The sequence below is a fragment of the Geopseudomonas aromaticivorans genome (genome assembly GCF_019097855.1).
In the GTDB taxonomy this organism is placed as follows: domain Bacteria; phylum Pseudomonadota; class Gammaproteobacteria; order Pseudomonadales; family Pseudomonadaceae; genus Geopseudomonas; species Geopseudomonas aromaticivorans.
Genome location: NZ_JAHRGL010000030.1, coordinates 108251 through 134845, shown reverse-complemented (window position 1 = coordinate 134845; position 26595 = coordinate 108251). Strand labels below are relative to the sequence as shown.

Below are 26595 nucleotides of genomic sequence, written 5' to 3'. Positions count from 1 at the left end.
GGCGCCGGGGATTAGAATGGCCACCACATTTTTCCAGGTGACTGCGACATGAGCGATCCGCGCAAGCCCGACTCCGCCGAGCCCTCCACCCACTTCGGTTACCAGAGCGTGCCGGAAAGCCAGAAGGCGCAGAAGGTCGCCGAGGTGTTCCACTCGGTGGCCGCCAAGTACGACCTGATGAACGACGTGCTCTCCGGCGGCATGCACCGCCTGTGGAAGCGCTTCACCATCGAGCTGTCCGGCGTGCGCCCGGGCAACCGCGTGCTGGACATCGCCGGCGGCACCGGCGACCTGGCTCGCCAGTTCTCGCGCCTGGTCGGCCCGACCGGCGAGGTGGTGCTGGCCGACATCAACGCCTCGATGCTCAAGGTCGGCCGCGACCGCCTGCTCGACAAGGGCGTGGCCGGCAACGTCAAGTTCGTCCAGGCCGATGCCGAGAAGCTGCCGTTCCCCGATAACCACTTCGACGTGGTCACCATCGCCTTCGGCCTGCGCAACGTCACCCACAAGGAAGACGCCCTGCGCTCCATGCTGCGCGTGCTCAAGCCCGGCGGCCGCCTGCTGGTGCTGGAATTCTCCAAGCCGTCCAGCAGCCTGCTGGGCAAGGCCTACGACGCCTACTCGTTCGCTTTCATGCCGCTGGCCGGCAAGCTGATCACCAACGACGCCGAAAGCTACCGCTACCTGGCGGAGTCGATCCGCATGCACCCCGACCAGGAAACCCTCAAGGGCATGATGGTCGACGCCGGCTTCGACCTGGTCACCTACCACAACATGACCGGCGGCATCGTCGCCCTGCACCGCGGCATCAAGCCCTGATGCTGCCGCTCGCGCTGCTCGCCGGCGTCGAGGCCGGCCTCAACCGGGTGCTGGCGCTGGACGCCACCGCCGGCCCGCGCCTGGCTGCGCTGCAAGGCCGGGTGATCGCCGTCGACTGCACGGCACCCAAGCTGCGCCTGTACCTGCTGCCCGGAGCCGACGGCCTGCGCCTGGCCGGCCACTGGGCCGCGCCGGCCGACTGCACCCTGCGCGCGCCGGCCAGCCGCCTGCTGCAACTGGCCATGCGTCGCGACAAGACCGCCGTGCTGCACGCCCCCGACGTCGAGCTGGACGGCCACAGCACCTGCCTGCTCGATCTGGCGGCGATCCTCCAGGATCTCGAACTGGACTGGGAAGGCGCGCTGGCCGACTGGCTCGGTCCGCTCGGCGCCGTCGCCGTGGCCCGCCCGCTGCACGGCGCCGGCGCCTGGGGCCGCGACAGCCTGGCCAGCCTGCGCCTGAATCTGGCCGACTGGCTGGCCGAGGAGTCGCGCGCACTGCTCGGCCGCCGCGAGGCCGAAGCGCGCTTCGCCGAACTGGACCACCTCAAGCTCGCCCTCGACCGTCTCGAGGCGCGCAGCGAGCGCCTTGCCCGCCGCCTTCCGGAAATCGACTGACCGCATGAAGCTGCTCGCCCTGCGCCGCCTGATCCGTATCCAGCGCACCGCTGTCCGTTACCAGCTCGACGAGCTGCTGCTCGACCTGCCGCTGCCCTGGTGGCTGCGCGGCCTGCTGCGCGCCATGCCCTGGCGCTGGCTGCCGCGCACGCCGCTGGCGATGTCGCGCGGCGAGCGCCTGCGCCGCAGCCTGGAAGACCTCGGCCCGGTGTTCATCAAGTTCGGCCAGCTGCTGTCCACCCGCCGCGACCTGCTCCCGGCCGACATCGCCGACGAGCTGGCGCGCCTGCAGGACCAGGTGCCGCCGTTCCCGCCCGAGCAGGCGGTGGCGCTGATCGAGCAGCAGCTCGGCGCCAGCATCGACCAGGTGTTCAGCCGTTTCGAGCGCCAGCCGCTGGCTTCCGCCTCGGTGGCCCAGGTGCACGCCGCCCAGCTGCGCACCGGCGAGGACGTGGTGGTCAAGGTGGTGCGCCCGGGCCTCGAGCCGGTGATCCGCCAGGACATGGCCTGGCTGTTCGTGCTCGCCAAGCTGGCCGAGCGCGCCTCGGCCGACGCCCGCCGCCTGCGCCCGGTGGAGGTGGTCAGCGACTACGAGGGCACCATCTTCGACGAGCTCGACCTGCTGCGCGAGGCGGCCAACGGCAGCCAGCTGCGGCGCAACTTCGAAGACTCCAAGCTGCTCTACGTGCCGCAGGTGTACTGGGACTGGTGCCGCCCCAAGGTGCTGGTGATGGAGCGCATCTACGGCGTGCCGGTCACCGACCTGAACGCCCTGCACGACCAGCACACCGACATGAAGAAGCTCGCCGAGCGCGGCGTGGAGATCTTCTTCACCCAGGTGTTCCGCGACAGCTTCTTCCACGCCGACATGCACCCCGGCAACATCTTCGTCAGCACCCGCACGCCGCACGACCCGCAGTACATCGCCATCGACTGCGGCATCATCGGCAGCCTCACCGCCGAGGACCAAGACTACCTGGCGCGTAACCTGCTGGCCTTCTTCAAGCGCGACTACCGCAAGGTGGCGCAGCTGCACATCGACTCCGGCTGGGTGCCCGCCGACACCCAAGTCAACGACTTCGAGGCGGCGATCCGCACCGTCTGCGAGCCGATCTTCGAGAAGCCGCTGAAGGACATTTCCTTCGGCCAGGTGCTGCTGCGCCTGTTCCAGACCGCGCGGCGCTTCAACATGCAGGTGCAGCCGCAGCTGGTGCTGCTGCAGAAGACCCTGCTCAACATCGAGGGCCTCGGCCGCCAGCTGTACCCCGAGCTGGACCTGTGGAGCACCGCCAAACCGTTCCTCGAGCGCTGGATGCGCGAGCGCATGAGCCCGCTGCGCCTGCTGCGCAACCTGCAGAGCCAGGCCGAGCAGGTGCCGCAGCTGGCCAAGAAGGCCGGCGCGGCGCTGGAGCGCCTCGGCCACGGCACGCCCCCGGCCCCCGCCACCGGCGAGCGCTGGCTGGCGCGCCTGCTCGGCGCCGTGCTGCTGCTCGGCGCCGCCAGCAGCGGCCTGGCGCTGACTGCCGAGACCTGGCCGGCCTGGAGCATGCTCGCCGGCGGCCTGTACCTGATCCTGCGCCGATAGCCAGCGCGCACCACTGCTGGCAAACTGACCCGATTGTGAACCGGCGCCGAGCGCGCCCCGGACAAGCGAACAACCGATGAGCAACTGGCTGGACGAAATTCACTGGAACGCCGACGGCCTGGTCCCGGCGATTGCCCAGGACCACAAGAGCGGGCGCATCCTGATGATGGCCTGGATGAACCGCGAATCCCTGCAGCTCACCGTCGACGAGGGCCGCGCCATCTACTGGTCGCGCTCGCGCGGCAAGCTGTGGCGCAAGGGCGAGGAATCGGGCCACGTGCAGAAGCTCCACGAACTGCGCCTGGACTGCGACGCCGACGTGCTGGTCCTGCAGGTCGAGCAGCTCGGCGGCATCGCCTGCCACACCGGGCGCGAGAGCTGCTTCTACCGCGTATATGAAAACGGCGCCTGGCAGACCGTCGACGCGGTCCTCAAGGATCCCCACGCCATCTACGAGCACAAGGAGCACCGCCATGAGTGAGCACAGCAGCAACGACACCCTCGCCCGCCTGGCCGAGGTGCTTGAGTCCCGCAAGGGCGCCACGCCGGACAGCTCCTACGTGGCCAGCCTGTACCACAAGGGCCTCAACAAGATTCTCGAAAAGGTCGGCGAGGAGTCGGTGGAAACCATCCTCGCCGCCAAGGACGCCGCGGTCAGCGGCGACTGCAGCGACCTGATCTACGAAACCGCCGACCTGTGGTTCCACTCCCTGGTCATGCTCGCCGCCCTCGGCCAGCACCCGCAGGCGGTGCTCGACGAACTGGACCGCCGCTTCGGCCTCTCCGGGCACGCCGAGAAGGCCGCCCGTCAACCGTCCGCCTAACCATTCAGCGCAAGGAGAATTTCATGGGTATTTTCGACTGGAAACACTGGCTGATCATTCTTGTCGTCGTCGTGCTGGTGTTCGGCACCAAGCGCCTGAAGACCCTCGGCGCCGACGTCGGCGAGGCGATCAAGGGCTTTCGCAAGGCGGTGAACACCGAGGAAGGCGATAAACCGGCCGAGCAGCAGCAGGCGCAGTCCGCCGACACGCTGAATAAGCCGCAGACCATCGAGGGCCAGGCCCAGAAGGTCGACACCCCGGTGCGCAAGGACTGAGCCTGACGCATGTTCGATATCGGTTTTTCCGAGCTGTTGCTGGTCGGTCTGGTTGCCCTGCTGGTGTTCGGCCCCGAGCGCCTGCCGGCCGCCGCGCGCACGGCCGGCCTGTGGGTCGGCCGCCTGAAGCGCAGCTTCAACGCGATCAAGACCGAGGTCGAGCGCGAGATCGGCGCCGACGAGATCCGCCGCCAGCTGCACAACGAGCAGATCCTGCAGATGGAGCGCGAGCTCAAGCAGTCGCTGCAGCCGCCAGCGCCCGCGACAGCGCCGACCACCGGCAGCGCGGCAGACAGCAGCGCCGCCACGCCGACGGCCAGCACGCCGCAGAGCGCCGCCCCCGACAGCACTGCCGCAGCCCAATCCCCCCCGTCCGCCCAGCCTGCCAGCGCGCCGGCTGCGCCCAGTGAGCCACCGCGCCCGACATGACCGAGCCCTCCCAAATCGACGGGGAAATGCCCCTGGTGGCCCACCTCACCGAGCTGCGCAGTCGCCTGCTGCGCTGCGTGATCGCGGTGCTGCTGATCTTCGCCGGGCTGTTCTATTTCGCCCAGGACATCTACACCCTGGTCTCCGCGCCGCTGCGCGCCTACCTGCCGGAGGGCGCGACCATGATCGCCACCGGGGTGGCTTCGCCGTTCCTCACCCCGTTCAAGCTCACCGCCTGGGTGGCGCTGTTCCTCAGCGTGCCGGTGATCCTCCACCAGATCTGGGGTTTCATCGCCCCCGGGCTGTACAAGCACGAAAAGCGCATCGCCGTGCCGCTGCTGATCTCCAGCATCTTCCTGTTCTATGCCGGGATGGCCTTCGTCTACTTCCTGGTGTTCCCGCTGATGTTCCACTTCTTCGCCAGCGTGACGCCGGAAGGCGTGGCGATGATGACCGACATCAACGAGTACCTGGACTTCGTCCTCACCCTGTTCTTCGCCTTCGGCGTGGCCTTCGAGATTCCGGTGGCGACCTTCCTGATCCTGTGGATCGGCCTGGTCGAAGTGGAAACCCTGAAGAAGAGCCGCCCCTACGTGATCGTCGGCTGCTTCGTGGTCGGCATGGTCCTCACCCCGCCGGACATATTCTCGCAGACCCTGCTGGCCGTGCCGATGTGGCTGCTGTTCGAGGTTGGCCTGTTCTTCGGCGCCATGGTGCGCCGCCCGCAGCCGGAAGAAAGCGGGGAAGCCAGCGACAGCAGCGCCGTAGTCAGCCGCGATCCCGACGACCAGCCGCCGGCCCCGCAGGCATGAACCTGCTGCTGCTGGAGGACGGCGACTTCGTCGCCGAAGGCCGCGCCCTGCTGCGCGGCCGGCGCCTCACCCACCTGCACGAGGTGCACCGCGCCGCCGCCGGCGACAGCCTGCGCGTCGGCCGTCTCGGCGGTCTGATGGGCGAAGGCCGCCTGCTGCGCCTGACCGCCGAGGAGGCGGAGCTCGAGGTACTGTCGATTGCGCAGGCGCCACCGGCCAAGCTGCCGCTGACCCTGCTGCTCGCCCTGCCGCGGCCGAAGATGCTCAAGCGCGTGCTGCAGACCGTGGCCAGCATGGGCGTGCCGCGTCTGGTGCTGCTCAACAGCTATCGGGTGGAAAAGAGTTTCTGGCAGACGCCGTTCCTTGCGCCCGAGGCCATCCGCGAACAGCTGATCCTCGGCCTCGAACAGGCGCGCGACACCGTGCTGCCGGAGGTCATTATCGAGAAACGCTTCAAGCCGTTCGTCGAGGACCGCCTGCCGCAACTGGCCGCCGGCAGCATCGGCCTGGTCGGCCATCCCGGCGCCTACCCCACCTGCCCGCGCGCGGTGGATGGCGCGGTGACCCTGGCCATCGGCCCGGAAGGCGGCTGGATCCCCTACGAGGTGGACAAGCTGCACGAGGCCGGCCTGCAGCCGGTGCAGCTCGGCGAGCGCATCCTGCGCGTGGAAACCGCGGTAACCGCCCTGCTCGCCCGGCTGTTCTGAGCGAACATCCGCCGCTCGGGCCGGCGCGGTAGTGGAAAATCGCGGCGCGAGTTTTCTACCCTACGCCAACCACCACGCCGCCAACTCAGTCGGGTGGACAACGGCGCCGCCTTGTCCACCAGCCCCTCCCCCTCACACCTCCAGCAGGAAGGTCACCGGCTCGTCGTTGACCAGGTGCACCTGCATGTCCGCGCCGAAGCGCCCACTGGCGACCGGGGCGTGCTGCGCGCGGGCCAGCGCCAGCAGGTGGTCGAACAGCGCCGCGCCCTGCGCCGGCGGCGCCGCCGTGGAGAAGCTGGGGCGCAGGCCGCTCTGGGTATCGGCGGCGAGGGTGAACTGCGAGACCAGCAGCAGGCCGCCGCCGACGTCCTTGAGCGACAGGTTCATCTTGCCGACCTCGTCGCTGAACACCCGGTAGTTGAGCAGGCGGTGCAGCAGCTTGTCGGCGCTGGCCTCGCTGTCCTGCGGCTCGACACCGACCAGCACCAGCAGCCCCTGGTCGATGGCGCCGACCACCTCGCCGTCCACCTCCACCCGCGCGCCGCGTACCCGCTGCAGCAGCGCCTTCATGCGTGGCCTTGTGGCAGGTCGAGCAGCTGGCGGGCGATCTGCCCGGTGGCGCGCACCAGCGCGTCGGTGATGCCCAGTTCGCCGGCGGCGTGGCCGGCGTCGCGGATGATCGACAGCTCGCTGTTCGGCCAGGCCTGGTGCAGCGCCCAGGCGTTGTCCAGCGGACAGACCACGTCGTAGCGACCGTGCACGATCACCCCGGGGATGTGGGCGATCTTGTGCATGTCGCGCAGCAGCTGGTTTTCCTCGAGGAAGGCGTTGTTGATGAAGTAGTGGCACTCGATGCGGGCGATCGACAGCGCGCGCATCGGCTCGGCGAAGCGCTCGACCAGCTGGCCGTTGGGGCGCAGGGTCGCGGTGCGCCCCTCCCACACCGACCAGGCCTTGGCGGCGTGCATCTGGGCGATCTGGTCCGGACCGGCCAGGCGGCGGTAGAAGGCGTCGACCAGGTCGTGGCGCTCCTCGGCCGGGATCGGCGCCAGGTAATCCTCCCAGTAGTCGGGGAACAGGCGGCTGGCGCCCTCCTGGTAGAACCACTGGATCTCCTGCGGCCGGCACAGAAAGATGCCGCGCAGGATCAGCGCATGGACCCGCTCGGGATGGGTCTGCGCGTAGGCCAGCGACAGGGTCGAGCCCCAGGAGCCGCCGAACAGCACCCACTTGTCGATGCCCAGGTGCTCGCGGATGCGCTCCATGTCCGCCACCAGGTCCCAGGTGGTGTTGCGGTCCAGGCTGGCATGCGGGGTCGAGCGGCCGCAGCCGCGCTGGTCGAAGGTGACGATGCGGTAGACGGTCGGATCGAACCAGCGGCGGCTGGCCTCGTCGCAGCCGGCGCCCGGCCCGCCGTGCACGAACAGCACCGGCAGGCCGTCCGGGGTACCGCTTTCGTCGACATACAGCTCGTGCGGATGGTCCACCGCCAGCTGGTGGCGGGCGTAGGGTTTGATCTCTGGATACAGGCTGTGCATGCAGGGCCTCCGAGGCTGAAACAGGACCATCCGTCCTGCCGTGGTGTCGGCATCATAGCGAGGAAAACCGCTTTGGGCATGCCGCGCATCATCTGTTCGTCCGGCTGGACGGCGCACTCGCGCAGCCCATTGCCCGTTCGCGCACCACAACACTTGCAGAGCGCCGCCCAAGGCCTATGGTTGAAGCAGTCCATTGGCCCCGCCCGCCGTTCCGGCTCGTGCGCACGCGGCTGGGTCCAAGCAACAGACCGGTGATTGCCGGAAGCGCTGGCCGGTGCCGGCCCCCGCGCGCAATCGCTGCCTCGACGGCGGCAGGCGGCCCCCGAACCGTGCATATCTCCCATCTCAGCACTCGCGATGCCCTGGGCAGCCTGCACAGCAGCAGCGGCGGGCTCAGCTCGACCGAGGCGCAGCGCCGTAAGGCGGAGTTCGGCGCCAACCGGATCGAGAAGATCCGCGGCGAAGCCCTCTGGCGGCAGCTGGCCCGCGAGTTCGTGCACTTCTTCGCCCTGGTGCTCTGGCTGGCCGCCGGGATGGCCTTCTTCGCCGACTACCAGGCCCCCGGCGAAGGCATGGCCACCCTGGGCTGGGCGATCATCGGCGTCATCCTGATCAACGGCGTGTTCTCGTTCTGGCAGGCCTACCGCGCCGAGCGGGCGATGGCGGCGCTGACCCGCCTGCTACCGCAGCAGGTCACCGTGCTGCGCGACGGCCACGCCCGCCGACTGGACGCCGAGCAGCTGGTGCCCGGCGACGTGGTGCTGGTGCAGGAAGGCGACAGCGTGCCGGCCGACTGCCGGGTGATCGAGGCCGATGGCCTGCGCGTCAGCCTGGCCACGGTGACCGGCGAGTCGCTGGCCAGGAGCCGCAGCGCGGACGCCTGCGACGAAGCCGACGTGCTGGCCGCCGCCAACGTGCTGCTCGCCGGCACCGCGGTGGTGGCCGGCCACGGCCGCGCGCTGGTGTTCGCCACCGGCATGCGCACCGAGTTCGGCAAGATCGCCCGCCTGACCCAGGCCGGCCACGAAGGCCACTCGCCGCTGCAACTCGAGATCATCCGCCTGTCGCGCCAGCTGGCGCTGCTCTCGGTGGCCATCGGCGCAGCGTTCTTCCTCATCGGTCATCTGCTCGGCCTGCCGTTCTGGGGCAACCTGCTGTTCGCCATCGGCATCATCGTCGCCAACATCCCCGAGGGCCTGCTGCCCTCGGTGACCCTGGCGCTGGCCATGGCGACCCAGCGCATGGCCCGCCACCACGCGCTGATCCGCCACCTGCCGGCGGTCGAGGCGCTCGGCGCGGCCACAGTGATCTGCACCGACAAGACCGGCACCCTGACGGTCAACCGCATGACCGTACGCCAGCTGTGGGTTGCCGGCGAGGCGCTCGACCTGCCGCTGCCGGCCGAGCTGCTCGAGCGCTGCCGCCCGCTGCTCGACGTCGCCCGCCACTGCCACAGCCTGCGCGAGGTCTCGGAAGGCACGCGGCTGAGCGTGCTCGGCGACCCGATGGAAGTCGCCCTGGTCGAGCTGGGGCGCCAGGCCCGGGACGACGCCGGCCACGCCACCCGGGTCCACGAGTTCCCCTTCGATACCGCGCGCCGGCGCATGTCCACCGTGCACGATCTGGCCGAGGGCCGCCTGCTCTACTGCAAGGGCGCCCCGGAAGTGCTGCTGCCACTGTGCAGCCAGGTGCTGACCCGCGAGGGGGTGCAGCCGCTGGACGAGACGCAGCGCGAGCGCCTGCGCCAGGCCCAGGAGGAGATGGCCGCCCGCGGCCTGCGCGTGCTGGCGCTGGCCTGGCGGCGGGTGGACGGCGAGGCGCTGCGCATCGAGCTGGAAAGCGAGCTGATCCACGCCGGCCTGGTCGGCATTGAGGACCCGCCGCGCCCCGAGGTCGCCGAGGCCATGCGCCGCTGCCACGGGGCCGGGATCCAGGTGATCATGCTCACCGGCGACCATCCGGTCACCGCCTGCGCCATCGCCCGCGAGATCGGCCTGCTGCGTGGCGAGACGCCACGGGTGATCAGCGGCCACGAGTTGCACCATCTGTCGGAGAGCCAGCTGCAGTTCGCCCTCGACGCCCCGGAGGTGCTGTTCGCCCGGGTCACTGCCGACCAGAAGCTGCTGGTGGTCGAGGCGTTGCAGCGCAAGGGCCAGGTGGTGGCCGTGACCGGCGACGGGGTCAATGACGCACCGGCGCTCAAGCGCGCCGACATCGGCATCGCCATGGGCATCGGCGGCACCGACGTGGCCCGCGAGGCGGCGGACATGGTGCTGCTCGACGACAACTTCGCCAGCATCGTCAAGGCGGTCGAGGAAGGCCGCGCGGTGTACGCCAACATCCGCAAGTTCCTCACCTACATCCTCAGCTCCAACATCCCCGAACTGGTGCCCTACCTGGCCTTCGTCCTGCTGCCCATCCCGCTGCCGCTGACCATCATCCAGATCCTCGCCGTCGATCTGGGCACCGACATGCTGCCGGCCCTCGCCCTCGGCGCCGAACGCGCCGACCCGCAGGTCATGCAGCGCCCGCCGCGGCCGCGCGGCGAGCGCCTGCTGTCCTGGCCGCTGCTGGCGCGCGCCTACCTGTTCCTCGGCGTCTGCGAGGCGCTGGCCGCCATGAGCCTGTTCTTTCTGGTGCTGGCCTGGGGCGGCTGGGACTACGGCACGCCGCTGGCGCGCCTCGACCCGCTGTACCTGCAGGCCACCGGCGCCTGTCTGGCCGCCATCGTGGTGATGCAGGTGGCCAACGTGCTGGCCTGCCGCAGCCCCAGCGAGTCGCTGCTCACCACCGGCGTGCGCGGCAACCGGCTGGGCGGCAATCCGCTGCTGCTGTGGGGGATCGCCTGCGAACTGCTGCTGATCGGCGCGATCATCTATACGCCCTGGGGGCAGACCCTGTTCGGCACCGCCGCGCTGCCCGCCGCGGCCTGGCTGGCCATGCTGCCGTTCGCCGCCGCCCTGCTGCTGCTCGAGGAGCTGCGCAAGTGCTGGGTCCGCCGGCAGGCACGCGCCGCCGCCAACGCGGCGCCGACGGCGGACTGACGCCGACCAGCGGCCCGACCGGGCTACACTCGGCTGTATGTGGCGAATGGAGAGCGCACCATGCATCCTACCCTTGGCAGGCGCAGCCAGCTGCGGCTGATCGTCGTCCTGCTCCTGCTGGTCTGGCTGTGGGCGGCCAGCGGGCCGCTGAGCCGCTCGGACTGGCTGCTGGAAAACCTGCTGGTGTTCTTCTTCGCCGCCCTGCTGGCCGCCACCTATCGGCGCTTCGCCTTCTCCCCCGGCGCCTACTGGCTGTTCGCCCTGTTCATGGCGCTGCACCTGTACGGCGCCCACTACACCTACGCGGAGACGCCGCTGGGTTATTGGGCCAGGGATGTGCTGGGATTGGCGCGCAACCACTACGACCGCCTAGTGCACTTCGCCTTCGGCCTGCTGTTGGTCTGCCCGCTGCGCGAGCTGCTGCAGCGGCGCGCGGCCCTCGGCGGGCGCTGGCTGGAGATCCTCAGCCTCAGCGTGGTGATGGCGATGAGCGCGTTCTACGAACAGCTGGAAATGCTCGCCGCGCTGCTGGTCAGCCCGGAGCTGGGCTCGGCCTTCCTCGGCACCCAGGGCGACGAGTGGGATGCGCAGAAGGACGCCGGGCTGGCCATGCTCGGCGCCGCCCTGGCGTTGCTGATCCGCGCCGTGTGCGCCCCGCGGCCCCGCTAGCCGACCACATGCCGGCGATCCCGGCCGGCTGCCGCGCAGGGCACGGGCAGCCAGCGGGAGAACGGCATTTAGCGCGCGGCGTCGATGAACGGCACGCTATTGTTGGGTAGCACGGTGGTCGGCAGCACACCATTCCAGCGCTCGGCCTTGGTCAGCTCGACCAGGTTCTGGTTGCTGGCCAGCGCCTCGGCGCGGGCGCGGATGGCCGAGGCCTCGGCATCGCCGCGCAGGCGGGTGGCCTCGGCATCGGCGCGGGCTTGGGCGAGCTTGGCCTCGGCCTCGGCGTTGGCCTGGGTGACGCGGATTTCCGCCTGCACCTTCTCGGTGGCCAGCATCTGCTCGCGGGTCTTGACCTGCACCTCGGCGCGCATGCGCTCCTCGATCGACTTCTCGTAGGCGTCGCTGAAGTCGATGTTCTCGATCTGCACGCCGTCGATCACCACCGGCCCCTTCACTTCCGCCTTGATCGCTGCGGCGATGTCGGCGACGAACTGGCCGCGGTTCTGCACCGCGTTGATCGCGGTGTAGCGGCCGAACACGTTCTCCACCTGGGTCGGCACCTGACGGCTGATCAGCCGCGAGACCATGGTCTCCAGGTCGCCGTAGCCGCGATAGAGGTCGGCGACCTGCCCCGGCTCGACGTGCCAGGACACCGAGACGTTGAGGCCGGCGGCCTGCTGGTCCTTGCTGTAGGCCTGCAGGTTCTCGTAGCGCGTGGTGTTGTTCTGCACGCTGATGAACTTGACCTTCTCGAAGATCGGCAGCTTGAAGGCCAGGCCGGGCTCGGCCACGGCGACGAAGGCGCCGTTGCGCAGGACGACGCCGCGCTCCTTTTCATCGACCGTATAGAAACTGCCGAGCACGACGCTGGCCAGGGCGAGGACGCCGACGATAAGCCCCAGACGCGAGCTGCCGATACTGATCATGTTGCGCACTCCTTGCATGGTTGAGCGTTCCCTTGTGTACGTCGGCCAGGCGATGGCCGGCGCCGAATGCGCGATGCTGCCACGGCGACGCGGCCGGCGACAACGCTCAGAGCAGCTCGATGCCGAAACGACGGACCAGCAGGGCAAACAGCGCGAAGCACACGATGGTGATGACCACGCAGGCCAGCAGGGTCGGCCAGAAGCCGATGCGCGACAGCAGTGCGGGGAAGGCCAGGAACATCGGCAGTGTCGGCACCACGTACCAGAAGGTGTACCAGGCATGATTGGCGATCTTTTCCGCCGACTGCCGCTCCACGTACAGCCAGATCAGGCTGAGGATGGTGATCATCGGCAGCGCCGCCACCAAGCCGCCCAGCTTGTCGCTGCGCTTGGCCACTTCCGAGACGAGCACCACGACCGCCGCGGTCAGGGCGTATTTGGCGATGATCCAGTACATGGGAACTCCATGGGTTCGAGCGCCAGCCGGATGCCGGCGCAGGTTGCTGACTGTGAAGCTCGCCAGGCCGGCCGAGGCACAGCGCTCACGGCCGAGCGCGACGACGCCAGCGGCAGAGCCTCAGCTGCCGATCACCCCGCCATCGTCGCGGGTCACCAGCACCGTGGTCGAACGCGCGCGGGTCTGGCCGTCGCTGGCCGGGTAGCTCAGCTGCGGGTGCTGCACGTTGATCCACATCGCCCGGTAGTCCGGGCTCCAGGTGATGCCGGTGATCTCGCAGCCGCGCGGGCCGACCAGGAAGCGGCGCACCTCGCGGCTGAGCGGGTCGGCGCAGAGCAGCTGGTTGCAGCCCATCGCCTGCATGGCCGGCTCGTCGTCGCCGTAGTCGGTCTGGATCCACAGGCGACCGGCGCCGTCGAAGGCCAGGCCGTCCGGCGAGGAGAAGATGTCGCCGTTGATGGTGCCGCTGAGGTGGGCCGGTACCGGCTGGCCCTCCTGGTCTTTCGTCCCCGGCTGCTCGCCGGCGAGCAGGAACAGCTCCCAGCGGAATTCGCTGGCGGTGGGGTCGCCGTCCTTTTCGTTCCAGCGCAGGATCTGCCCGTGCAGGTTGTGCGGGCGCGGATTGGCCGGGTCGACGGCATGCTTGTCACCGCGGGCGTCGTTGTTGGTCAGGCTGACATAGACCTCGCGGCTGACCGGGTGCACGGCCACCCACTCCGGGCGGTCCATCGGCGTGGCGCCGAGGCGGTCGGCCGCGGCGCGGGCGTTGACCAGCACCTCGGCCTGGCTGGCAAAGCCGTTCTCGGCGGTCAGCCCCTGCTGCCCGTGCACCAGGGGTAGCCAGCGCCCGCTGCCGTTGCTCTCGAAGCGGGCGACGTACAGGGTGCCGTCGTCCAGCAGGTCGCGGTTGGCCTGGGGGTTGGCCGCCTCGAAGCGCCCGGCCGGGACGAACTTGTAGACGTACTCGCCCTTGGCGTCGTCGCCGGAGTAGAAGGCCATGCGCCCGTCGGCGCCCAGCGACAGCACCGCGCACTCGCGCCCGATGCGACCGAAGGCGCTGCGCTTGACCGGCTGGCGGGCCGGGTCGAAGGGATCGATCTCCACCACCCAGCCGAAGCGGTTGGGCTCGTTGACCTGGCCGCCGTGGGGCTGGCCGGCGTCCGGAGTGGCGTCGAAGCGCGGGTCGGCAGTTTCCCAGGCGTAGTACTTGCTGCGCTCGCCGTTGCCGACGCCGTAGCGCTTGTGCGCCACGCGCGCTTCCCAGTCCTGCGCGTCGCGGTTGACGAAGTAGTGGGGCCAGTTCTCCTCGCAGGTCAGGTAGGTCCCCCACGGCGTGACGCCCATCGAGCAGTTGTTGAGGGTGCCGAGCACGGTGCGTCCGGCCGGGTCGGCGGCGGTCTGCATCAGCGCGTGGCCGGCCAGCGGGCCGCCGATTGCCATGGGCGTCAGCGCCGAGATGCGCCGGTTCCAGCGCGAGGGCAGCACCCGCTGCCAGTGGCCGGCGGTATCCTTGCGCACCTCGATGATGCTGACGCCGTGCGCCGCCTGCTCCTTGCGCACCTCGGCCAGCGGCCGCCGGCCATCGACGAAGCTAATGCCGTTGGGGTGCAGGGTCGGGTTGACGTACTCGTGGTTGATCGCCAGCAGGCCATGGCTGTCCGGCGCCTCGGCGAAGGGGAAGAAGTGCATGCCGTCGTGGTTGTCGCCGGCCTGCTTGAGCTGGGCCTGCCAGTCGTCGCTGGCGTCCGCCTGCCAGGCGGGCGCATCGGCGAGCACCGCATCGCCCCAGGAGAAGAACGGCCGCGCCGTGTAGCCCGGCGGCACCAGCACGCGGTCGAAGTCCGCCGCGGTCTGCACCGGCACGCCCGCGAAGCCGAGCAGCCGCGCCTGGGCGAGCAGCTCGCGGCTGCCGAACACGCCGCCGAACAGGCTCAGCGCCGCGAGGCCGAGGCCGCCCTTGAGCAGGTTGCGCCGAGCGCGGTCGACCTGCTGGTCGAGGCTCGGATGGCCGCTGGGGTTGATCGAGAGATCGTCGTGGGCGGCCAGGCTGGCATGGTACTGCTGGAAGTCCGGGGTCATGGCGAGTCCTAGCTGATCGATACGGGGGCACGCAGGCGCAAATCCCTGTTTGTAGAGGCCGAGCATGACAGAACGGTGAATGCCGCCGCGACGCGGCGAGCGCCTCGCCGGGCCGGATTGACGCCGGCGCGGCGCTGCGGCACCGTGCAGACAACGGGCGCTGCCGTCTTGAGCCGAAGCGTGCCCTGGCAAGGAACTTGCTGCATGAGCTTGCCACACCCGGCAGCCCGGGCAGGCAGACCAAGAAACCGGAGGAAGCATGAAAACCGTTGCGCAAATGCTCCGCGCCAAACCGAACCAGGACATCTACACCATCGCCCCCACGGCCACGGTGTTGCAGGCCCTGCAACTGATGGCGGAGAAGAATATCGGTGCCCTGATCGTCACCGAAGGGGACCAGGTGGTCGGCTTTGTCAGTGAGCGCGACTATTCACGCAAGATGGTACTGCAGGGGCGCTCCTCGGTGGCCACCCCGGTCAGCGCGATCATGGCCTCGCCGGTGATCAGCGTGACCTCGGCGCAGAACACCCGCGATTGCCTGAAGCTGATGGGCAAAGGCCACCTGCGCCACCTGCCGGTGATCGACGACGGCAAGCTGGTGGGCCTGCTGTCGGTGAGCAACCTGGTCAAGGCGGTCCTCGCCGACCAGGACGAAATGATCCAGCAGCTCGAGCAGTACATCCGCGGCCAGTAGGCCGGCGTCAGCCGCCCCCACGGGGTTGCCACAGGCCGGGCCAGCGGCACGGCCCGAGCTCTGCAGCCGCGACTTACTTGAGGCCCTTGCCGGAGAACAGCAGCACCTGATCGTCGGCGAACTGGATGCTGATGAAGGCGGCCTGCTCGTTGCCCCAGCTGCAGCTGCTGAAGCCCAGCGCTCCGGCGCACTCGGTCGGCGCGCCGAGCAGCTGCTCGACCTCGGCCTTGCTCATGCCGGCCTTGAGCCTGGAGAAGTTTTCCTGGTTGACCTTGTTGCAGGCCGCCAAGAGCAGACAGGCCCCCAGTACGAGGGCAGAGCGAAACGACATGGACGAACTCCCGTGGACGAGTGAGCGGCGCAGCTTGCCACAGTGGCGCCCGTCGCTCTGCCGATTGGACGTCAGAAGCGCGCGCCGGGTTCCGCGAGAAAGGTCTGCTCCTCGGCCGTCGAGGGGCGGCCGAGGATGGCGTTGCGGTGGGGAAAGCGGCCGAAGCGGGCGATGACCACGCGGTGGCGCTCGGCATAGTCGAGAAAGCCGGCGAACGCGGCCTGTTCGGCGGGGGCGGCCTGGCGCTCCAGCTGGCGGAAACGGCGCACTGCCTCGTCCTGCAGGGCGAGGTCTTCAGCGTGCTCGAAGACCAGATAGACGAACACCTGGCGGATCGCCGGCAGCTGCGCCTCGTGGCCCTCGGCGAGCCCTGCCAGCGCCAGCGCGCGGGCGCGGGCATCGCCGGCAAAGGCGCGCGGCGTATCGCGGTGGATCATCCGCGGCAGCTGGTCGAGCAGCAGGAGCAGCGCCAGCCAGCCATCCCGCTCGACGCACCAGCCCTCCAGGCCGCCACCCAGCGCCTCAGCAACGAAAACGCCGAAGCGCTCGCGCGCTTCGGCGTCCTGAGTGGTCCGCTTGGCGAACCACAAACCATGCTTTTGCGCCGCCACCTCGGCAGCCTGGCTCGACAGACCGAACCACCAGTCGAGCAGAGGCTGCCAGGGTGCGGCCATCGATCAGCCCTGGTGGTAGCCGCTGATGCGCTCGACCTCTTCCTTCGAGCCGAGGAACACCGGCACACGCTGGTGCAGCGAGGTCGGCTGGATGTCGAGGATGCGCTGGGTGCCGGTGGTGGCGGCGCCGCCGGCCTGCTCGACGATCATCGACATCGGGTTGGCCTCGTACATCAGGCGCAGCTTGCCGGGCATCGACGGATCGCGGCCGTCGCGCGGGTACATGAACACGCCGCCGCGGGTGAGGATGCGGTGCACGTCGGCCACCATCGAGGCGATCCAGCGCATGTTGTAGTTCTTGCCCAGCGGGCCTTCCTTGCCGGCCAGCAGCTCGTCCACGTAGCGCTTGACCGGGGCCTCCCAGTGGCGCTGGTTGGACATGTTGATGGCGAACTCGGCGGTGCTTTCCGGCACGTGCATGTTGTCGTGGGTCAGCTCGAAGGAGCCCAGCTCGCGGTCGAGGGTGAAGCCCTTGACGCCGTTGCCGAGGGTCAGCACCAGCATGGTCTGCGGGCCGTAGATGGCGTAGCCGGCAGCCACCTGGCGGGTGCCCGGCTGCAGGAAGGCCTCCTCGCCGAGATCGCAGCTGCTGTCGCAGCTGTCCGGGCAGCGCAGCACGGAGAAGATGGTGCCGACCGAGACGTTGACGTCGATGTTGGAAGAGCCGTCCAGCGGATCGAACACCAGCAGGTAGGCGCCCTTCGGGTACTGGCCGGGAATCTGGTAGGCCTGCTCCATTTCCTCGGAAGCCATGCCGGCCAGGTGGCCGCCCCACTCGTTGGCTTCCAGGAGGATCTCGTTGGACAGCACGTCGAGCTTCTTCTGCACCTCGCCCTGCACGTTCTCGGTGCCCATGCTGCCCAGCACGCCGCCCAGCGCGCCCTTGGACACCGCATGGCTGATCTCCTTGCAGGCGCGCGCCACCACTTCGATGAGGAAGCGCAGATCGGCCGGAGTGTGATTACTGCGAGTCTCTTCGATCAGATAGCGACTGAGGGTAACGCGGGACATGGGCGGCTCCGAAGGGGGGCAGGAAAAAATCTGCGCCATTTTAACCCGAGTTGCAGCGCGCCGCCTCCTGCCGCGCATCAATAGCACTGTATTCGGCCGACCGGCTGCCGGCAAAAACTGCTGCGCGACGGGCGCCGCTTGCTTATCATCGCGCGCCTTCCGCCCTTCACCCTGCGAACCCCGATGATCAAACACCTGCTGGTCGGCGCCGATCCCGAGCGCCTGGAAACCTGGATCAAGTTCCCCGGCAACAGCCTGTGCCGCGACTGCCGTGCCACCTGCTGCAGCCTGCCGGTGGAGGTACGGATCAAGGACCTGATCCGCCTCGGCGTGATCGACGAGTTCGAGGCCGGCGAGCCGCCCAAGCAGATCGCCAAGCGCCTGATGAAGGAAGGCATCGTCGGCCACTTCAACCAGAAGTCCGGCATCTTCACCCTGCAGCACCACTCCAGCGGCGACTGCCTGTACCTCGACCAGAAGAGCCGCCTGTGCACGGTCTACGCCAACCGCCCGGACACCTGCCGCAACCATCCGCAGATCGGCCCGAAGCCCGGCTACTGCGCCTTCCAGCCCAAGCCCGGGCACCGCTGAGGCGCCTGCCCGCCCGGCGGCGACGCTCAGGCCCAGTAGGCCGGATTGTCGAGATCCTTGGCGTCGCGCTCGAGGATGCGCGGCAGCTCGGCCTTGATGAACGCGACCCAGGTCTTGATCTTGGCATCGAGGAAGCGCCGCGACGAATACAGCGCGTAGATGTTGCGCTCGTGCAGCTGCCAGGCGGGCAGCAGGCGCACCAGACTGCCCTCGCGCAGTGCCCGGGCGGCGACGAAGTTGGGCAGCAGGCAGATGCCCATGCCGGCCGCGGCAGCCTCCACCATCGCCTCGGAGACGTTGACCTGGAAGCTCTGCCCGGGGTTGATCACCTGCATCGCGCCGAGGCGCTCGAACACCCAGTCGCCCGGATACACCGGATCGAGCAGGCGCAGGCAGCGGTGCGCACTCAGCTCTTCGGGCGTCTGCGGCGTGCCGTACTGCTGCAGATAGGCCGGCGCGGCGCACACCACGCTGTACATGCAGCCGAGACGCTGGGCGATCAGGTCCGAATCGGGCAGTTCGCGGGAGTGGGTGATCACCACGTCGTGCCCCTCCTCGAGCAGGTCGGGCGTGCGCTGCGACAGGGAGAGATCCAGGCTGACCTCCGGATACACCTCGGCATAGCGCGCCGCCAGGGGCACCAGGTACTGGATGCCCACCCCGGTGAAGGAGTGCACGCGCAGGCGGCCCGTGGGGGTGAGATGGGCCCCGCTGGCCTCGGCGGTAGCCTCGTCGACCTCGCTGAGGATCTGCCGGCAGCGCTCCAGATAGCGCTCGCCCACTTCGGTCAGGCGCAGACGCCGGGTGGTGCGATGCAGCAGACGGGCGCTAAGACTGGCTTCCAGCTCGGACACCAGGCGTGACACTTGGGCCGTGGACAGCTCGAGGAGCTGGGCCGCAGCGGTGAAGCTGCCGCAGTCGACGACCCGGGCGAAGACGCGCATTGCCTGCAGGATATCCATCGCGAACCTTGCCTCCAGAGCGGCATGCCATCCAGCCGCACACCGACCGGAAAATCCGCGCCAATATACTTCAGCACCGGCTCATGACCCAAAGGGCAGGCGTGCCCGGCGCCAAGGCTGGCCGACGACGGCAGCAGGGTTGCGGCATTGATGGGCGACGGACGCCCTGCGGGCGCACGCGGAGGATGCGCGGCAAAAGCAGTCACGGGAGAAAGGGGGAGCCGCACCGGCGCGGGGCGGAAGCTGGCGGCGCGGGCCGGCCGTCAGGCCGGTTGCGGGGCGGGCGCGGCAGGAAGGGCGATGTTGCCTTGCGGACTCATCGACGACGTCCGCAGACGCTGGCCGCCGAAGCGCTAGCGTCTGCCGGGAGGACTCAGTAGCAGCCGGCGTCCTGGCTCTGCTTGACGTAGCTGACCGTGTGGGTCTGACCCTTGGAGTCGCGATAGATCATCTTGCTGTTGACCGGCTCGCACAGAGCGTGCGGTGCCTCTTCGATGGCCACGACCTCGGCGACATCCAGGTTCATCCCGTAGGCATATTCACTGGCTTTTTCGCTCTGCGCCGAAGCACCGGCGGCGAAGACACTGGCCGAAGCCAGCATGGCAGTCAGGAACAGGGCTTTGGTTTGCATGGCAACTCGATCTCCTGCGTGGAAAGGAATTACCCGATGGAGCGATTGAGTTCGGGTGTGCGGCCATTCTCGGCCAGCCCGGACCCCGGAAAAACAGCGGCGCGAACAAGCCAGTCTTACGTATAACGCAACAATCGCACGACAAAAAAGCCCCCGGCGGCCAGGGCCGACGGGGGCTTGCTCATTACCGCTTACGCAGCGATTACAGCTTGCTGCTGCGCTCGAAACGCTTGCGGTCGTTCTCGTTCAGGTACTTCTTGCGCAGACGGATCGACTTCGGGGTCACTTCGACCAGTTCGTCATCGTCGATGAACTCCAGCGCCTGCTCCAGGGTGAAGCGGATCGGCGGTACCAGCTGGATGGTCTCGTCCTTGCCGGAAGCACGCATGTTGTCGAGCTTCTTGCCCTTGGTGGGGTTGATCACCAGGTCGTTGTCGCGGCTGTTGATGCCGGCCAGCTGGCCTTCATAGACCTCGTCGCCCGGGGCGAGGAACAGCTTGCCGCGATCCTGCAGGGTTTCCAGCGAGTAGCTCAGCGCCTTGCCGGTGGCCATGGAGACCAGCACGCCGTTCTGGCGGTGGGCAACTTCGCCCTGCTTGACCGGGCCGTAGTGGCTGAAGGTGCTGGTGAGGATGCCGCTGCCCGAGGTCATGGTCAGGAAGTTGTTGCGGAAGCCGATCAGGCCACGCGCCGGCACGGTGTATTCCAGACGGATACGACCCTTGCCATCCGGCACCATGTTGGACAGGTCGCCCTTACGCAGACCCATCTGCTCCATCACCGGACCCTGGTGGATCTCCTCGATGTCGATGGTGACGTTCTCGTAGGGCTCCTGCTTCTCGCCGTCGACTTCCTTGATCACCACTTCCGGACGGCCCACGGCCATCTCGAAGCCTTCGCGACGCATGGTTTCGATCAGCACCGACAGGTGCAGTTCGCCACGGCCGGAGACCTTGAACTTGTCGGCGTCATCACCCTGGACCACACGCAGGGCGACGTTGTGCAGCAGCTCCTTCTCCAGACGCTCCTTGAGGTTGCGGCTGGTGACGAACTTGCCTTCCTTGCCGCAGAACGGCGAGTCGTTGACCTGGAAGGTCATGCTCACGGTCGGCTCGTCGACGGACAGCGGCGGACGGGCTTCGACGCAGGTCGGATCGCACAGGGTGTCGGAGATGAACAGCTCGTCCATGCCGCTGACGCAGACGATGTCGCCGGCCTGGGCTTCGGCAACTTCGACGCGCTGCAGGCCGGAGTGACCCATGATCTTCAGGATACGGCCGTTGCGGCGCTTGCCGTCGGCATCCACAGCCACCACCGGGGTGTTGGTCTTGATCTTGCCGCGCGCGATGCGGCCGATGCCGATCACGCCGAGGAAGCTGTTGTAGTCCAGCTGGGAGATCTGCATCTGGAACGGGCCGTCGACATCGACTTCCGGTACCGGAACATGGTCGACGATGGCCTGGAACAGCGCGTCCATGTTGTCGTCCATCTTCTCGTGGTCCATGCCGGCGATGCCGTTCAGGGCACTGGCGTAGACGATCGGGAAGTCGAGCTGCTCGTCAGTGGCGCCGAGGTTGTCGAACAGATCGAAGATCTGGTCGACCACCCAGTCCGGACGCGCGCCCGGACGGTCGATCTTGTTGATGACCACGATCGGACGCAGGCCGGCCTTGAAGGCCTTCTGGGTCACGAAGCGGGTCTGCGGCATCGGGCCGTCCTGGGCGTCGACCACCAGCAGCACGGAGTCCACCATCGACATCACGCGCTCGACTTCACCACCGAAGTCGGCGTGGCCGGGGGTATCGACGATGTTGATGTCGTAGCCGTTCCATTTCAGCGCGGTGTTCTTCGCCAGAATGGTAATGCCGCGCTCTTTTTCCTGGTCGTTGGAGTCCATCACGCGCTCGTTTTCCGCTTCTTTGCGGTCGAGGGTGCCGGACAGGCGCAGCAGCTTGTCTACCAGGGTGGTCTTGCCATGGTCGACGTGGGCGATGATGGCGATGTTGCGGAGATTTTCGATCACTTGTGTGTTTTCTCGATAGGTAACGCTTGAACTCGGATGCCGGAGGGGATTATCCCGGGCTGCCGGCGACAACTTGATTAACGCGACGGCAGGTCGGGAGGGCGATGGCGAATGCTGCCCCCCAGCAGACCCGGCTGCTTAGGCCGGACGATAAACGCGCACATTGGCGTGTCCCTCGCTGAGCAGGTGGTGGGCATGCAGGCGGCTCATCACGCCCCTGTCGCAATACAGCAGGTACTGGCGATTGGCATCCAGCGCCTTGAAGCGGTTGTTGACGGCGTAGAACGGCAGGGCCTGCACCTCGATGCCGGGCAGCGCCAGCGGCTGGTCCTCGGCGGCGTCGGGGTGGCGGATGTCGAGGACGATCTGCCCCGGCAGAGCCTCGCTCACCTCCTCGATCTGCAGGTCCTCGCCGAGTTCGTCGATCACCTTGTCGATGGTCACCTTGCGCACGCGTTCGAGGGCGCGTTCGAGGACCGCCATGTCGAAGTGGGTTTCCTCGTGCTCGACGCGCCCGCGCTTGGCGCGGGTGGTCGGGTTGACCGAGATCACCCCGCAGTACTCGGGCATGTTCTTGGCGAACTCGGCGGTGCCGATGGCCGTCGCGGTGTCGATGATGTCCTGCTTGTGGCTGGCGATCAGCGGACGCAGCACTAGGGTGTCGGTCACCGCATCGATCACCGACAGGTTGGGCAGGGTCTGGCTGGACACCTGGGAGATCGCCTCGCCGGTGACCAGCGCGTCGATATGCAGCTCTTCCGCGAGGCGCGAGGCGGCACGCAGCATCATGCGCTTGAGCACCACGCCCATGTGGCTGTTGTCGACCTTCTGCAGGATCTCGCCGACCACTTCCTCGAAGGGCACGCTGATGAACAGCACGCGGTGCGAGCGGCCGAACTTTTCCCACAGATAGTGGGCGACTTCCATCACCCCCAGTTCGTGGGCGCGGCCGCCGAGGTTGAAGAAGCAGAAGTGGGTCAGCAGGCCGCGGCGCATCATCTGGTAGGAGGCCACGGTGGAATCGAAGCCGCCGGACATCAGCACCAGGGTCTGCTCGATGGAGCCGAGCGGGTAACCGCCGATACCGACATGCCGGGCGTGCTCGATCAGCAGGCGGTCGTAGCGCACCTCGAAGCGCACCTCGACCTCGGGCTGCTTGAGGTCGATACCGGCGGCACCACACTCGCGGCGCAGGCGACTGCCGACATGGGTGGCCACATCCACCGAGGAGAACGGGTGCTTGCCGGAGCGCTTGCAGCGCACCGCGAACACCTTGCCGGCCAGCTGCGCACCGAAATGCAGCCGGCACTTGTCGAAAATGTCGTCGAAGTCGCCCAGCGGGTACTCGTGCACCTCGAGGCAATGGGCGATGCCCGGCGTGTTGCGCAGCCGCTCGAGCATTTCCGCCAGCAGCCTGGGCTCGCTCTGCCGGGTTTCCAGTTCGAGATTGTCCCACTCGCCCTGCACCACCAGCTCGGGATCGAGGTCCCGCAGCACGGTGCGAATGTTCTTCGCCAGCTGCCGGACGAACTGCCTGCGTACCGGACGGCTCTTGATGGTGATTTCGGCGAAGGGTTTGACAATGACTTTCATGATGGGCGAACGGGAACGGCCAAGCGAGAAAAAGGGGACAGATTATAGCGGAAACTGCTCAACCTTTGAGCAGAATTCCGCGCAGCGGACAAACGCACCAAAATAGATCACCAAAACATTCAAAAGCACACGTTTGGTGCACTAAGCTGACAACTGCATCGAGTGGTGCCCGGAAAAGCCGCATTCTGCGGGCAGCGTGCACAATCGCGCGCACTGGCATGCAAGTTGCCTATATAATTCGGACAATTTTCCGGCGGGCTTCGGGCCCGAGAAAAAACGAAACCGGGCACCCTCATCGCCCGTCTGCATACCCTGGAGGACCGCATGTCGAAGGCGCTGCAACTGATTCAAGAACACGACGCGAAGTGGATCGACCTCCGCTTCACCGATATCAAGGGCCGTCAGCACCACATCACCATGCCGGCACGCGATGCCGACGAAGACTTCTTCGATGTGGGCAAGATGTTCGACGGTTCCTCCCTCGACGGCTGGAAGGGCATCGAAGCCTCCGACATGATCCTGCTGCCGGACGACAGCACCGCCGTGATGGACCCGTTCACCGAAGAGCCGACCCTGATCCTGGTCTGCGACGTGATCGAGCCCTCCACCATGCAGGGCTATGACCGCGACCCGCGCGCCATCGCCAAGCGCGCCGAGGAATACCTGAAGTCCACCGGCATCGGCGACACCGTATTCTGCGGCCCGGAGCCGGAGTTTTTCATCTTCGATTCCGTGAAGTACAAGTCGGACATGTCCGGCTCGATGTTCAAGATCTTCTCCGAGCAGGCCGCCTGGAGCAGCGACGCCGACGTCGACGGCCGCCAGGGCAACAACGGTCACCGCATCGCGGTCAAGGGCGGCTACCTGCCGACCCCGCCGAGCGACCCGGATCACGAAATCCGTACCGCCATGTGCAACGCCCTGGAAGAAATGGGCCAGGTCGTCGAAGTGCACCACCACGAAGTGGCTGGCGGCCAGAACGAAATCGGCGTCAAGTTCAACACCCTCGTCGCCAAGGCTGACGAAGTGCAGACCCTGAAGTACTGCGTGCACAACGTCGCCGAAGCCTACGGCAAGACCGTGACCTTCATGCCGAAGCCGCTGTACGGCGACAACGGCTCGGGCATGCACGTGCACCTGTCCATCGCCAAAGACGGCAAGAACACCTTCGCCGGCGAAGGCTATGCCGGCCTGTCCGATACCGCCCTGTACTTCATCGGCGGCATCATCAAGCACGGCAAGGCGCTGAACGCCCTGACCAACCCGTCGACCAACTCCTACAAGCGTCTGGTCCCGGGCTTCGAAGCTCCGGTCATGCTGGCCTACTCGGCCCGCAACCGTTCCGCCTCGATCCGCATCCCGTACGTGTCCAGCCCGAAAGGCCGCCGCATCGAAGCGCGCTTCCCGGACCCGGCTGCCAACCCGTACCTGGCCTTCGCCGCCCTGCTGATGGCCGGCCTGGACGGTATCCAGAACAAGATCCACCCCGGCGACGCCGCCGACAAGAACCTGTACGACCTGCCGCCGGAAGAGTCCAAGCTCATCCCGCAGGTGTGCGGCAGCCTGAAGGAAGCCCTGGAAGCTCTGGAAGCCGACCATGACTTCCTGCTCAAGGGCGGCGTATTCACCAAGGACTTCCTGGAGGCCTTCACCGAGCTGAAGTCCGCCGAGGAAATCAAGGTGCGCACCTTCGTGCACCCGCTGGAGTACGACCTGTACTACAGCTGCTAAGCCAGTCGCCGGTCCTGCCCAGGACCGGCCCTGCAGCGTTGTCACAAAGGCCTCCTTCGGGAGGCCTTTGTGCTTTGTGTGTCGGAAAAACCTCACGAGTGCGCCGGGGCGCACAGCCCGCAGCCGCGCCACTTGCCAGTGCGCTCCGGCAGTGCAAGGCTTGGCCCATCGCCGATTGATGCCGAAAGGACTCCCCCATGCGCCTGACCTGCACCTGCCTGCTGCTTGCCCTGGCCCTGCCGGCCAGCGCCGAGATCTATCGCTATACCGACGCCCACGGCAATCCGGTCTATACCAACCAGCCGCCCGAGGGCGTGAGCAGCGAGAGCGTGCAGCTGGGCCCGACCAATACGGTCGCGGCGCCGCCGGCCAAGCCGGCCAAGCCCCAGAGCGCCACCGAGCAGGAAGGCTACCGCCGCCTGGAGATCAGCGGGGTACCGAACGACGACGACACCCTGCGCGCCAATGCCGGCGACTTCACCGTCGACGTCAGTCTGGAGCCGAGCCTGCGCGAGGGCGATCTGCTGCAACTGCTGCTGGATGGCCAGCCCCTGGCGGCCCCGGGCACCCAGACCAGCTTCCGGCTCGGCCAGGTCGACCGCGGCACCCACAGCCTGCAGGCCGTGGTCCTGCGTGACGGCGAACCCCTGCAGACCAGCGCCAGCGTCAGCTTCACCGTGCAGCGCGTGCACATCGGCAGCCCGGCCCTGCCCCGCAAGGCGAACAATTGACCACCATGCGTACACTGCTCTGCCTGCTCCTGCTGACCTGCCTGCCGGCCTTCGCCGGCGTGTACACCTACCTCGACGCCGACGGCAACAGGGTGTTCACCGACCAGCCGCGCCGCGCCAACGCCGAGCGCCTCGAACTGGCGCCGACCAACCGCGCCGACCTGCCCGCCCCGGCCGCCAGCCCGCCGCCGGCGCTGCCACCCGTGCTGCTGCCGGCCTACCAGCTGCTGCGCATCACCCTGCCGGAACCGGATGCCACCATCCGCGACAACAGCGGCGGCCTGCTGGTCACCCTGGAAAGCGAACCGGGCCTGCTGGAAGAGCACAGCTACCGCGTGCTGCTCGACGGCAAGCCCTACGGCGCCCCGGCGCGCAGCCCGGTGTTTGCGCTGGACAACATCGACCGCGGCACCCACCAGCTGGCCGCGGAGATCATCGATGGCGAAGGCCGCATCGTCGAGCGCACGCCGAACCAGCCCTTTCACCTCAAGCGCATCTCGCTGGCGCAGAAGCGTCAGGCCAACCCCTGCCAGGGGGACGACTACGGCGTACGCCCGGAGTGCCCACTGGCCGACAAGCCGGCCGAACCGCGCCGCCTGCTTGGCCTGCCCCTGCCTTGAGCACGACGCACCAATAAAGTGCACACCCGTGCCCTGCGACCTATACTGAACCATCGGTAGCGGGCAGAGCGTAGCGCCCGGCAGGCTCGCCCAGCGCCGCTGCCGTCCCGCCGTAGCCGCCGAAGCACTCCACTGGCGCAACGCTGCAGGCCTTGTTCTACCGGCCTCCGCCCAGGGCGACAGGTCCCCCGGGCACGCGCAGGCCCGGCGCGCGGCGTGCAC

At 68.0% G+C, this 26595-nt stretch carries 28 protein-coding genes; 16 read left to right on the top strand and 12 right to left on the bottom strand.

The annotated features are described in order from the left end of the window. The first annotated feature begins 48 nt into the window (after positions 1–48). The 9 genes from ubiE to KRX52_RS12055 all read left to right on the top strand — a co-directional run bounded on the left by ubiE (position 49) and on the right by KRX52_RS12055 (position 6068). Positions 49–819 carry a bifunctional demethylmenaquinone methyltransferase/2-methoxy-6-polyprenyl-1,4-benzoquinol methylase UbiE gene (gene ubiE / locus KRX52_RS12095; RefSeq protein WP_217681980.1) on the top strand — a complete coding sequence of 257 codons (771 nt, stop codon included), beginning with the start codon at positions 49–51 and terminating at the stop codon, positions 817–819. Further along, positions 819–1436 carry a ubiquinone biosynthesis accessory factor UbiJ gene (locus KRX52_RS12090; protein WP_217681979.1) on the top strand — a complete coding sequence of 206 codons (618 nt, stop codon included), beginning with the start codon at positions 819–821 and terminating at the stop codon, positions 1434–1436. The genes ubiE and KRX52_RS12090 overlap by 1 nt, the downstream gene beginning before the upstream one ends. Before the next feature lie 4 nt (positions 1437–1440). Continuing rightward, positions 1441–3021 carry a ubiquinone biosynthesis regulatory protein kinase UbiB gene (gene ubiB, locus KRX52_RS12085; protein ID WP_217681978.1) on the top strand — a complete coding sequence of 527 codons (1581 nt, stop codon included), beginning with the start codon at positions 1441–1443 and terminating at the stop codon, positions 3019–3021. A gap of 76 nt (positions 3022–3097) precedes the next feature. After that, entirely contained in the window at positions 3098–3502 is a 405-nt protein-coding gene (hisI, locus tag KRX52_RS12080; protein ID WP_217681977.1) for a phosphoribosyl-AMP cyclohydrolase, read from the top strand. After that, on the top strand, positions 3495–3845 hold the full coding sequence (locus tag KRX52_RS12075) for a phosphoribosyl-ATP diphosphatase (RefSeq protein ID WP_217681976.1): 351 nt from the start codon (positions 3495–3497) through the stop codon (positions 3843–3845). Before hisI ends, KRX52_RS12075 begins: the two co-directional genes overlap by 8 nt. Positions 3846–3868: 23 nt before the next feature. Continuing rightward, on the top strand, positions 3869–4120 hold the full coding sequence (locus KRX52_RS12070) for a twin-arginine translocase TatA/TatE family subunit (protein ID WP_217681975.1): 252 nt from the start codon (positions 3869–3871) through the stop codon (positions 4118–4120). 9 nt (positions 4121–4129) lie between these two features. Then, the gene (tatB, locus tag KRX52_RS12065; RefSeq protein WP_217681974.1) at positions 4130–4549 is read left to right on the top strand and encodes a Sec-independent protein translocase protein TatB; all 420 of its coding nucleotides are present in this window, start codon (positions 4130–4132) and stop codon (positions 4547–4549) included. Further along, positions 4546–5361 carry a twin-arginine translocase subunit TatC gene (gene tatC / locus KRX52_RS12060; RefSeq protein WP_217681973.1) on the top strand — a complete coding sequence of 272 codons (816 nt, stop codon included), beginning with the start codon at positions 4546–4548 and terminating at the stop codon, positions 5359–5361. The genes tatB and tatC overlap by 4 nt, the downstream gene beginning before the upstream one ends. Beyond that, on the top strand, positions 5358–6068 hold the full coding sequence (locus KRX52_RS12055) for a 16S rRNA (uracil(1498)-N(3))-methyltransferase (protein WP_217681972.1): 711 nt from the start codon (positions 5358–5360) through the stop codon (positions 6066–6068). The genes tatC and KRX52_RS12055 overlap by 4 nt, the downstream gene beginning before the upstream one ends. Positions 6069–6200: 132 nt before the next feature. Here the strand turns inward: KRX52_RS12055 and dtd are convergent, their stop codons facing one another. Both dtd and pip read right to left on the bottom strand, forming a co-directional pair. Beyond that, positions 6201–6638: a D-aminoacyl-tRNA deacylase gene (dtd, locus tag KRX52_RS12050; protein ID WP_217681971.1), complete on the bottom strand. Its 438-nt coding sequence runs from the start codon at positions 6636–6638 to the stop codon at positions 6201–6203. Then, complete coding sequence (gene pip, locus KRX52_RS12045; RefSeq protein WP_217681970.1) at positions 6635–7606, bottom strand: prolyl aminopeptidase; 972 nt, start codon at positions 7604–7606, stop codon at positions 6635–6637. Before pip ends, dtd begins: the two co-directional genes overlap by 4 nt. Positions 7607–7935: 329 nt before the next feature. Between pip and KRX52_RS12040 the strand changes: the two genes are divergently transcribed. Then, the gene (locus KRX52_RS12040; RefSeq protein WP_217681969.1) at positions 7936–10650 is read left to right on the top strand and encodes a cation-translocating P-type ATPase; all 2715 of its coding nucleotides are present in this window, start codon (positions 7936–7938) and stop codon (positions 10648–10650) included. Positions 10651–10710: 60 nt separating this feature from the next. Then, positions 10711–11319, top strand: a complete 609-nt coding sequence (locus tag KRX52_RS12035; RefSeq protein WP_217681968.1) for a DUF2238 domain-containing protein — start codon at positions 10711–10713, stop codon at positions 11317–11319. 68 nt (positions 11320–11387) lie between these two features. Here the strand turns inward: KRX52_RS12035 and KRX52_RS12030 are convergent, their stop codons facing one another. From KRX52_RS12030 to KRX52_RS12020, 3 genes are all read right to left on the bottom strand, one after another. Then, the gene (locus tag KRX52_RS12030) at positions 11388–12245 is read right to left on the bottom strand and encodes a prohibitin family protein (RefSeq protein WP_217681967.1); all 858 of its coding nucleotides are present in this window, start codon (positions 12243–12245) and stop codon (positions 11388–11390) included. A 106-nt stretch (positions 12246–12351) separates the two neighbouring features. Next, a complete protein-coding gene (locus KRX52_RS12025) occupies positions 12352–12702 on the bottom strand; it encodes a DUF3147 family protein (protein ID WP_217681966.1) in 351 nt (116 codons plus the stop codon). A gap of 120 nt (positions 12703–12822) precedes the next feature. Continuing rightward, complete coding sequence (locus KRX52_RS12020; RefSeq protein WP_217681965.1) at positions 12823–14781, bottom strand: PhoX family protein; 1959 nt, start codon at positions 14779–14781, stop codon at positions 12823–12825. A 259-nt stretch (positions 14782–15040) separates the two neighbouring features. On the opposite strand from KRX52_RS12020, the gene KRX52_RS12015 reads away from it, so the two are divergent. Next, positions 15041–15475, top strand: a complete 435-nt coding sequence (locus KRX52_RS12015; RefSeq protein ID WP_217681964.1) for a CBS domain-containing protein — start codon at positions 15041–15043, stop codon at positions 15473–15475. 73 nt (positions 15476–15548) lie between these two features. Here the strand turns inward: KRX52_RS12015 and bamE are convergent, their stop codons facing one another. The 3 genes from bamE to KRX52_RS12000 form a co-directional block, all read right to left on the bottom strand. Next, positions 15549–15806, bottom strand: coding sequence for an outer membrane protein assembly factor BamE domain-containing protein (bamE, locus tag KRX52_RS12010; RefSeq protein WP_217681963.1), 258 nt, complete (start codon positions 15804–15806; stop codon positions 15549–15551). Between the two features lie 71 nt (positions 15807–15877). Further along, positions 15878–16480 carry a DUF924 family protein gene (locus KRX52_RS12005; RefSeq protein ID WP_217681962.1) on the bottom strand — a complete coding sequence of 201 codons (603 nt, stop codon included), beginning with the start codon at positions 16478–16480 and terminating at the stop codon, positions 15878–15880. 3 nt (positions 16481–16483) lie between these two features. Next, entirely contained in the window at positions 16484–17491 is a 1008-nt protein-coding gene (locus KRX52_RS12000) for a class 1 fructose-bisphosphatase (RefSeq protein WP_217681961.1), read from the bottom strand. Positions 17492–17674: 183 nt separating this feature from the next. Here KRX52_RS12000 and KRX52_RS11995 point away from each other — a divergent pair, with 183 nt between their 5' ends. Continuing rightward, on the top strand, positions 17675–18082 hold the full coding sequence (locus KRX52_RS11995; protein ID WP_217681960.1) for a YkgJ family cysteine cluster protein: 408 nt from the start codon (positions 17675–17677) through the stop codon (positions 18080–18082). A 26-nt stretch (positions 18083–18108) separates the two neighbouring features. Here KRX52_RS11995 and KRX52_RS11990 read toward each other — a convergent pair whose 3' ends face one another. The 4 genes from KRX52_RS11990 to thiI all read right to left on the bottom strand — a co-directional run bounded on the left by KRX52_RS11990 (position 18109) and on the right by thiI (position 23291). After that, positions 18109–19044 carry a LysR family transcriptional regulator gene (locus tag KRX52_RS11990; protein WP_217681959.1) on the bottom strand — a complete coding sequence of 312 codons (936 nt, stop codon included), beginning with the start codon at positions 19042–19044 and terminating at the stop codon, positions 18109–18111. Between the two features lie 373 nt (positions 19045–19417). Beyond that, positions 19418–19675: a DUF2790 domain-containing protein gene (locus tag KRX52_RS11985; protein ID WP_217681958.1), complete on the bottom strand. Its 258-nt coding sequence runs from the start codon at positions 19673–19675 to the stop codon at positions 19418–19420. A 202-nt stretch (positions 19676–19877) separates the two neighbouring features. After that, a complete protein-coding gene (gene typA, locus KRX52_RS11980) occupies positions 19878–21698 on the bottom strand; it encodes a translational GTPase TypA (protein WP_217681957.1) in 1821 nt (606 codons plus the stop codon). A gap of 138 nt (positions 21699–21836) precedes the next feature. After that, the gene (gene thiI / locus KRX52_RS11975) at positions 21837–23291 is read right to left on the bottom strand and encodes a tRNA uracil 4-sulfurtransferase ThiI (RefSeq protein ID WP_217681956.1); all 1455 of its coding nucleotides are present in this window, start codon (positions 23289–23291) and stop codon (positions 21837–21839) included. A gap of 324 nt (positions 23292–23615) precedes the next feature. On the opposite strand from thiI, the gene glnA reads away from it, so the two are divergent. From glnA to KRX52_RS11960, 3 genes are all read left to right on the top strand, one after another. Next, positions 23616–25022, top strand: coding sequence for a type I glutamate--ammonia ligase (gene glnA / locus KRX52_RS11970; protein ID WP_217681955.1), 1407 nt, complete (start codon positions 23616–23618; stop codon positions 25020–25022). A gap of 197 nt (positions 25023–25219) precedes the next feature. Further along, positions 25220–25753, top strand: coding sequence for a DUF4124 domain-containing protein (locus KRX52_RS11965; RefSeq protein WP_217681954.1), 534 nt, complete (start codon positions 25220–25222; stop codon positions 25751–25753). 5 nt (positions 25754–25758) lie between these two features. Then, positions 25759–26373 (top strand): DUF4124 domain-containing protein, encoded by a 615-nt coding sequence (locus KRX52_RS11960; protein ID WP_217681953.1) that lies wholly within the window; start codon positions 25759–25761, stop codon positions 26371–26373. Positions 26374–26595: the final 222 nt, after the last annotated feature.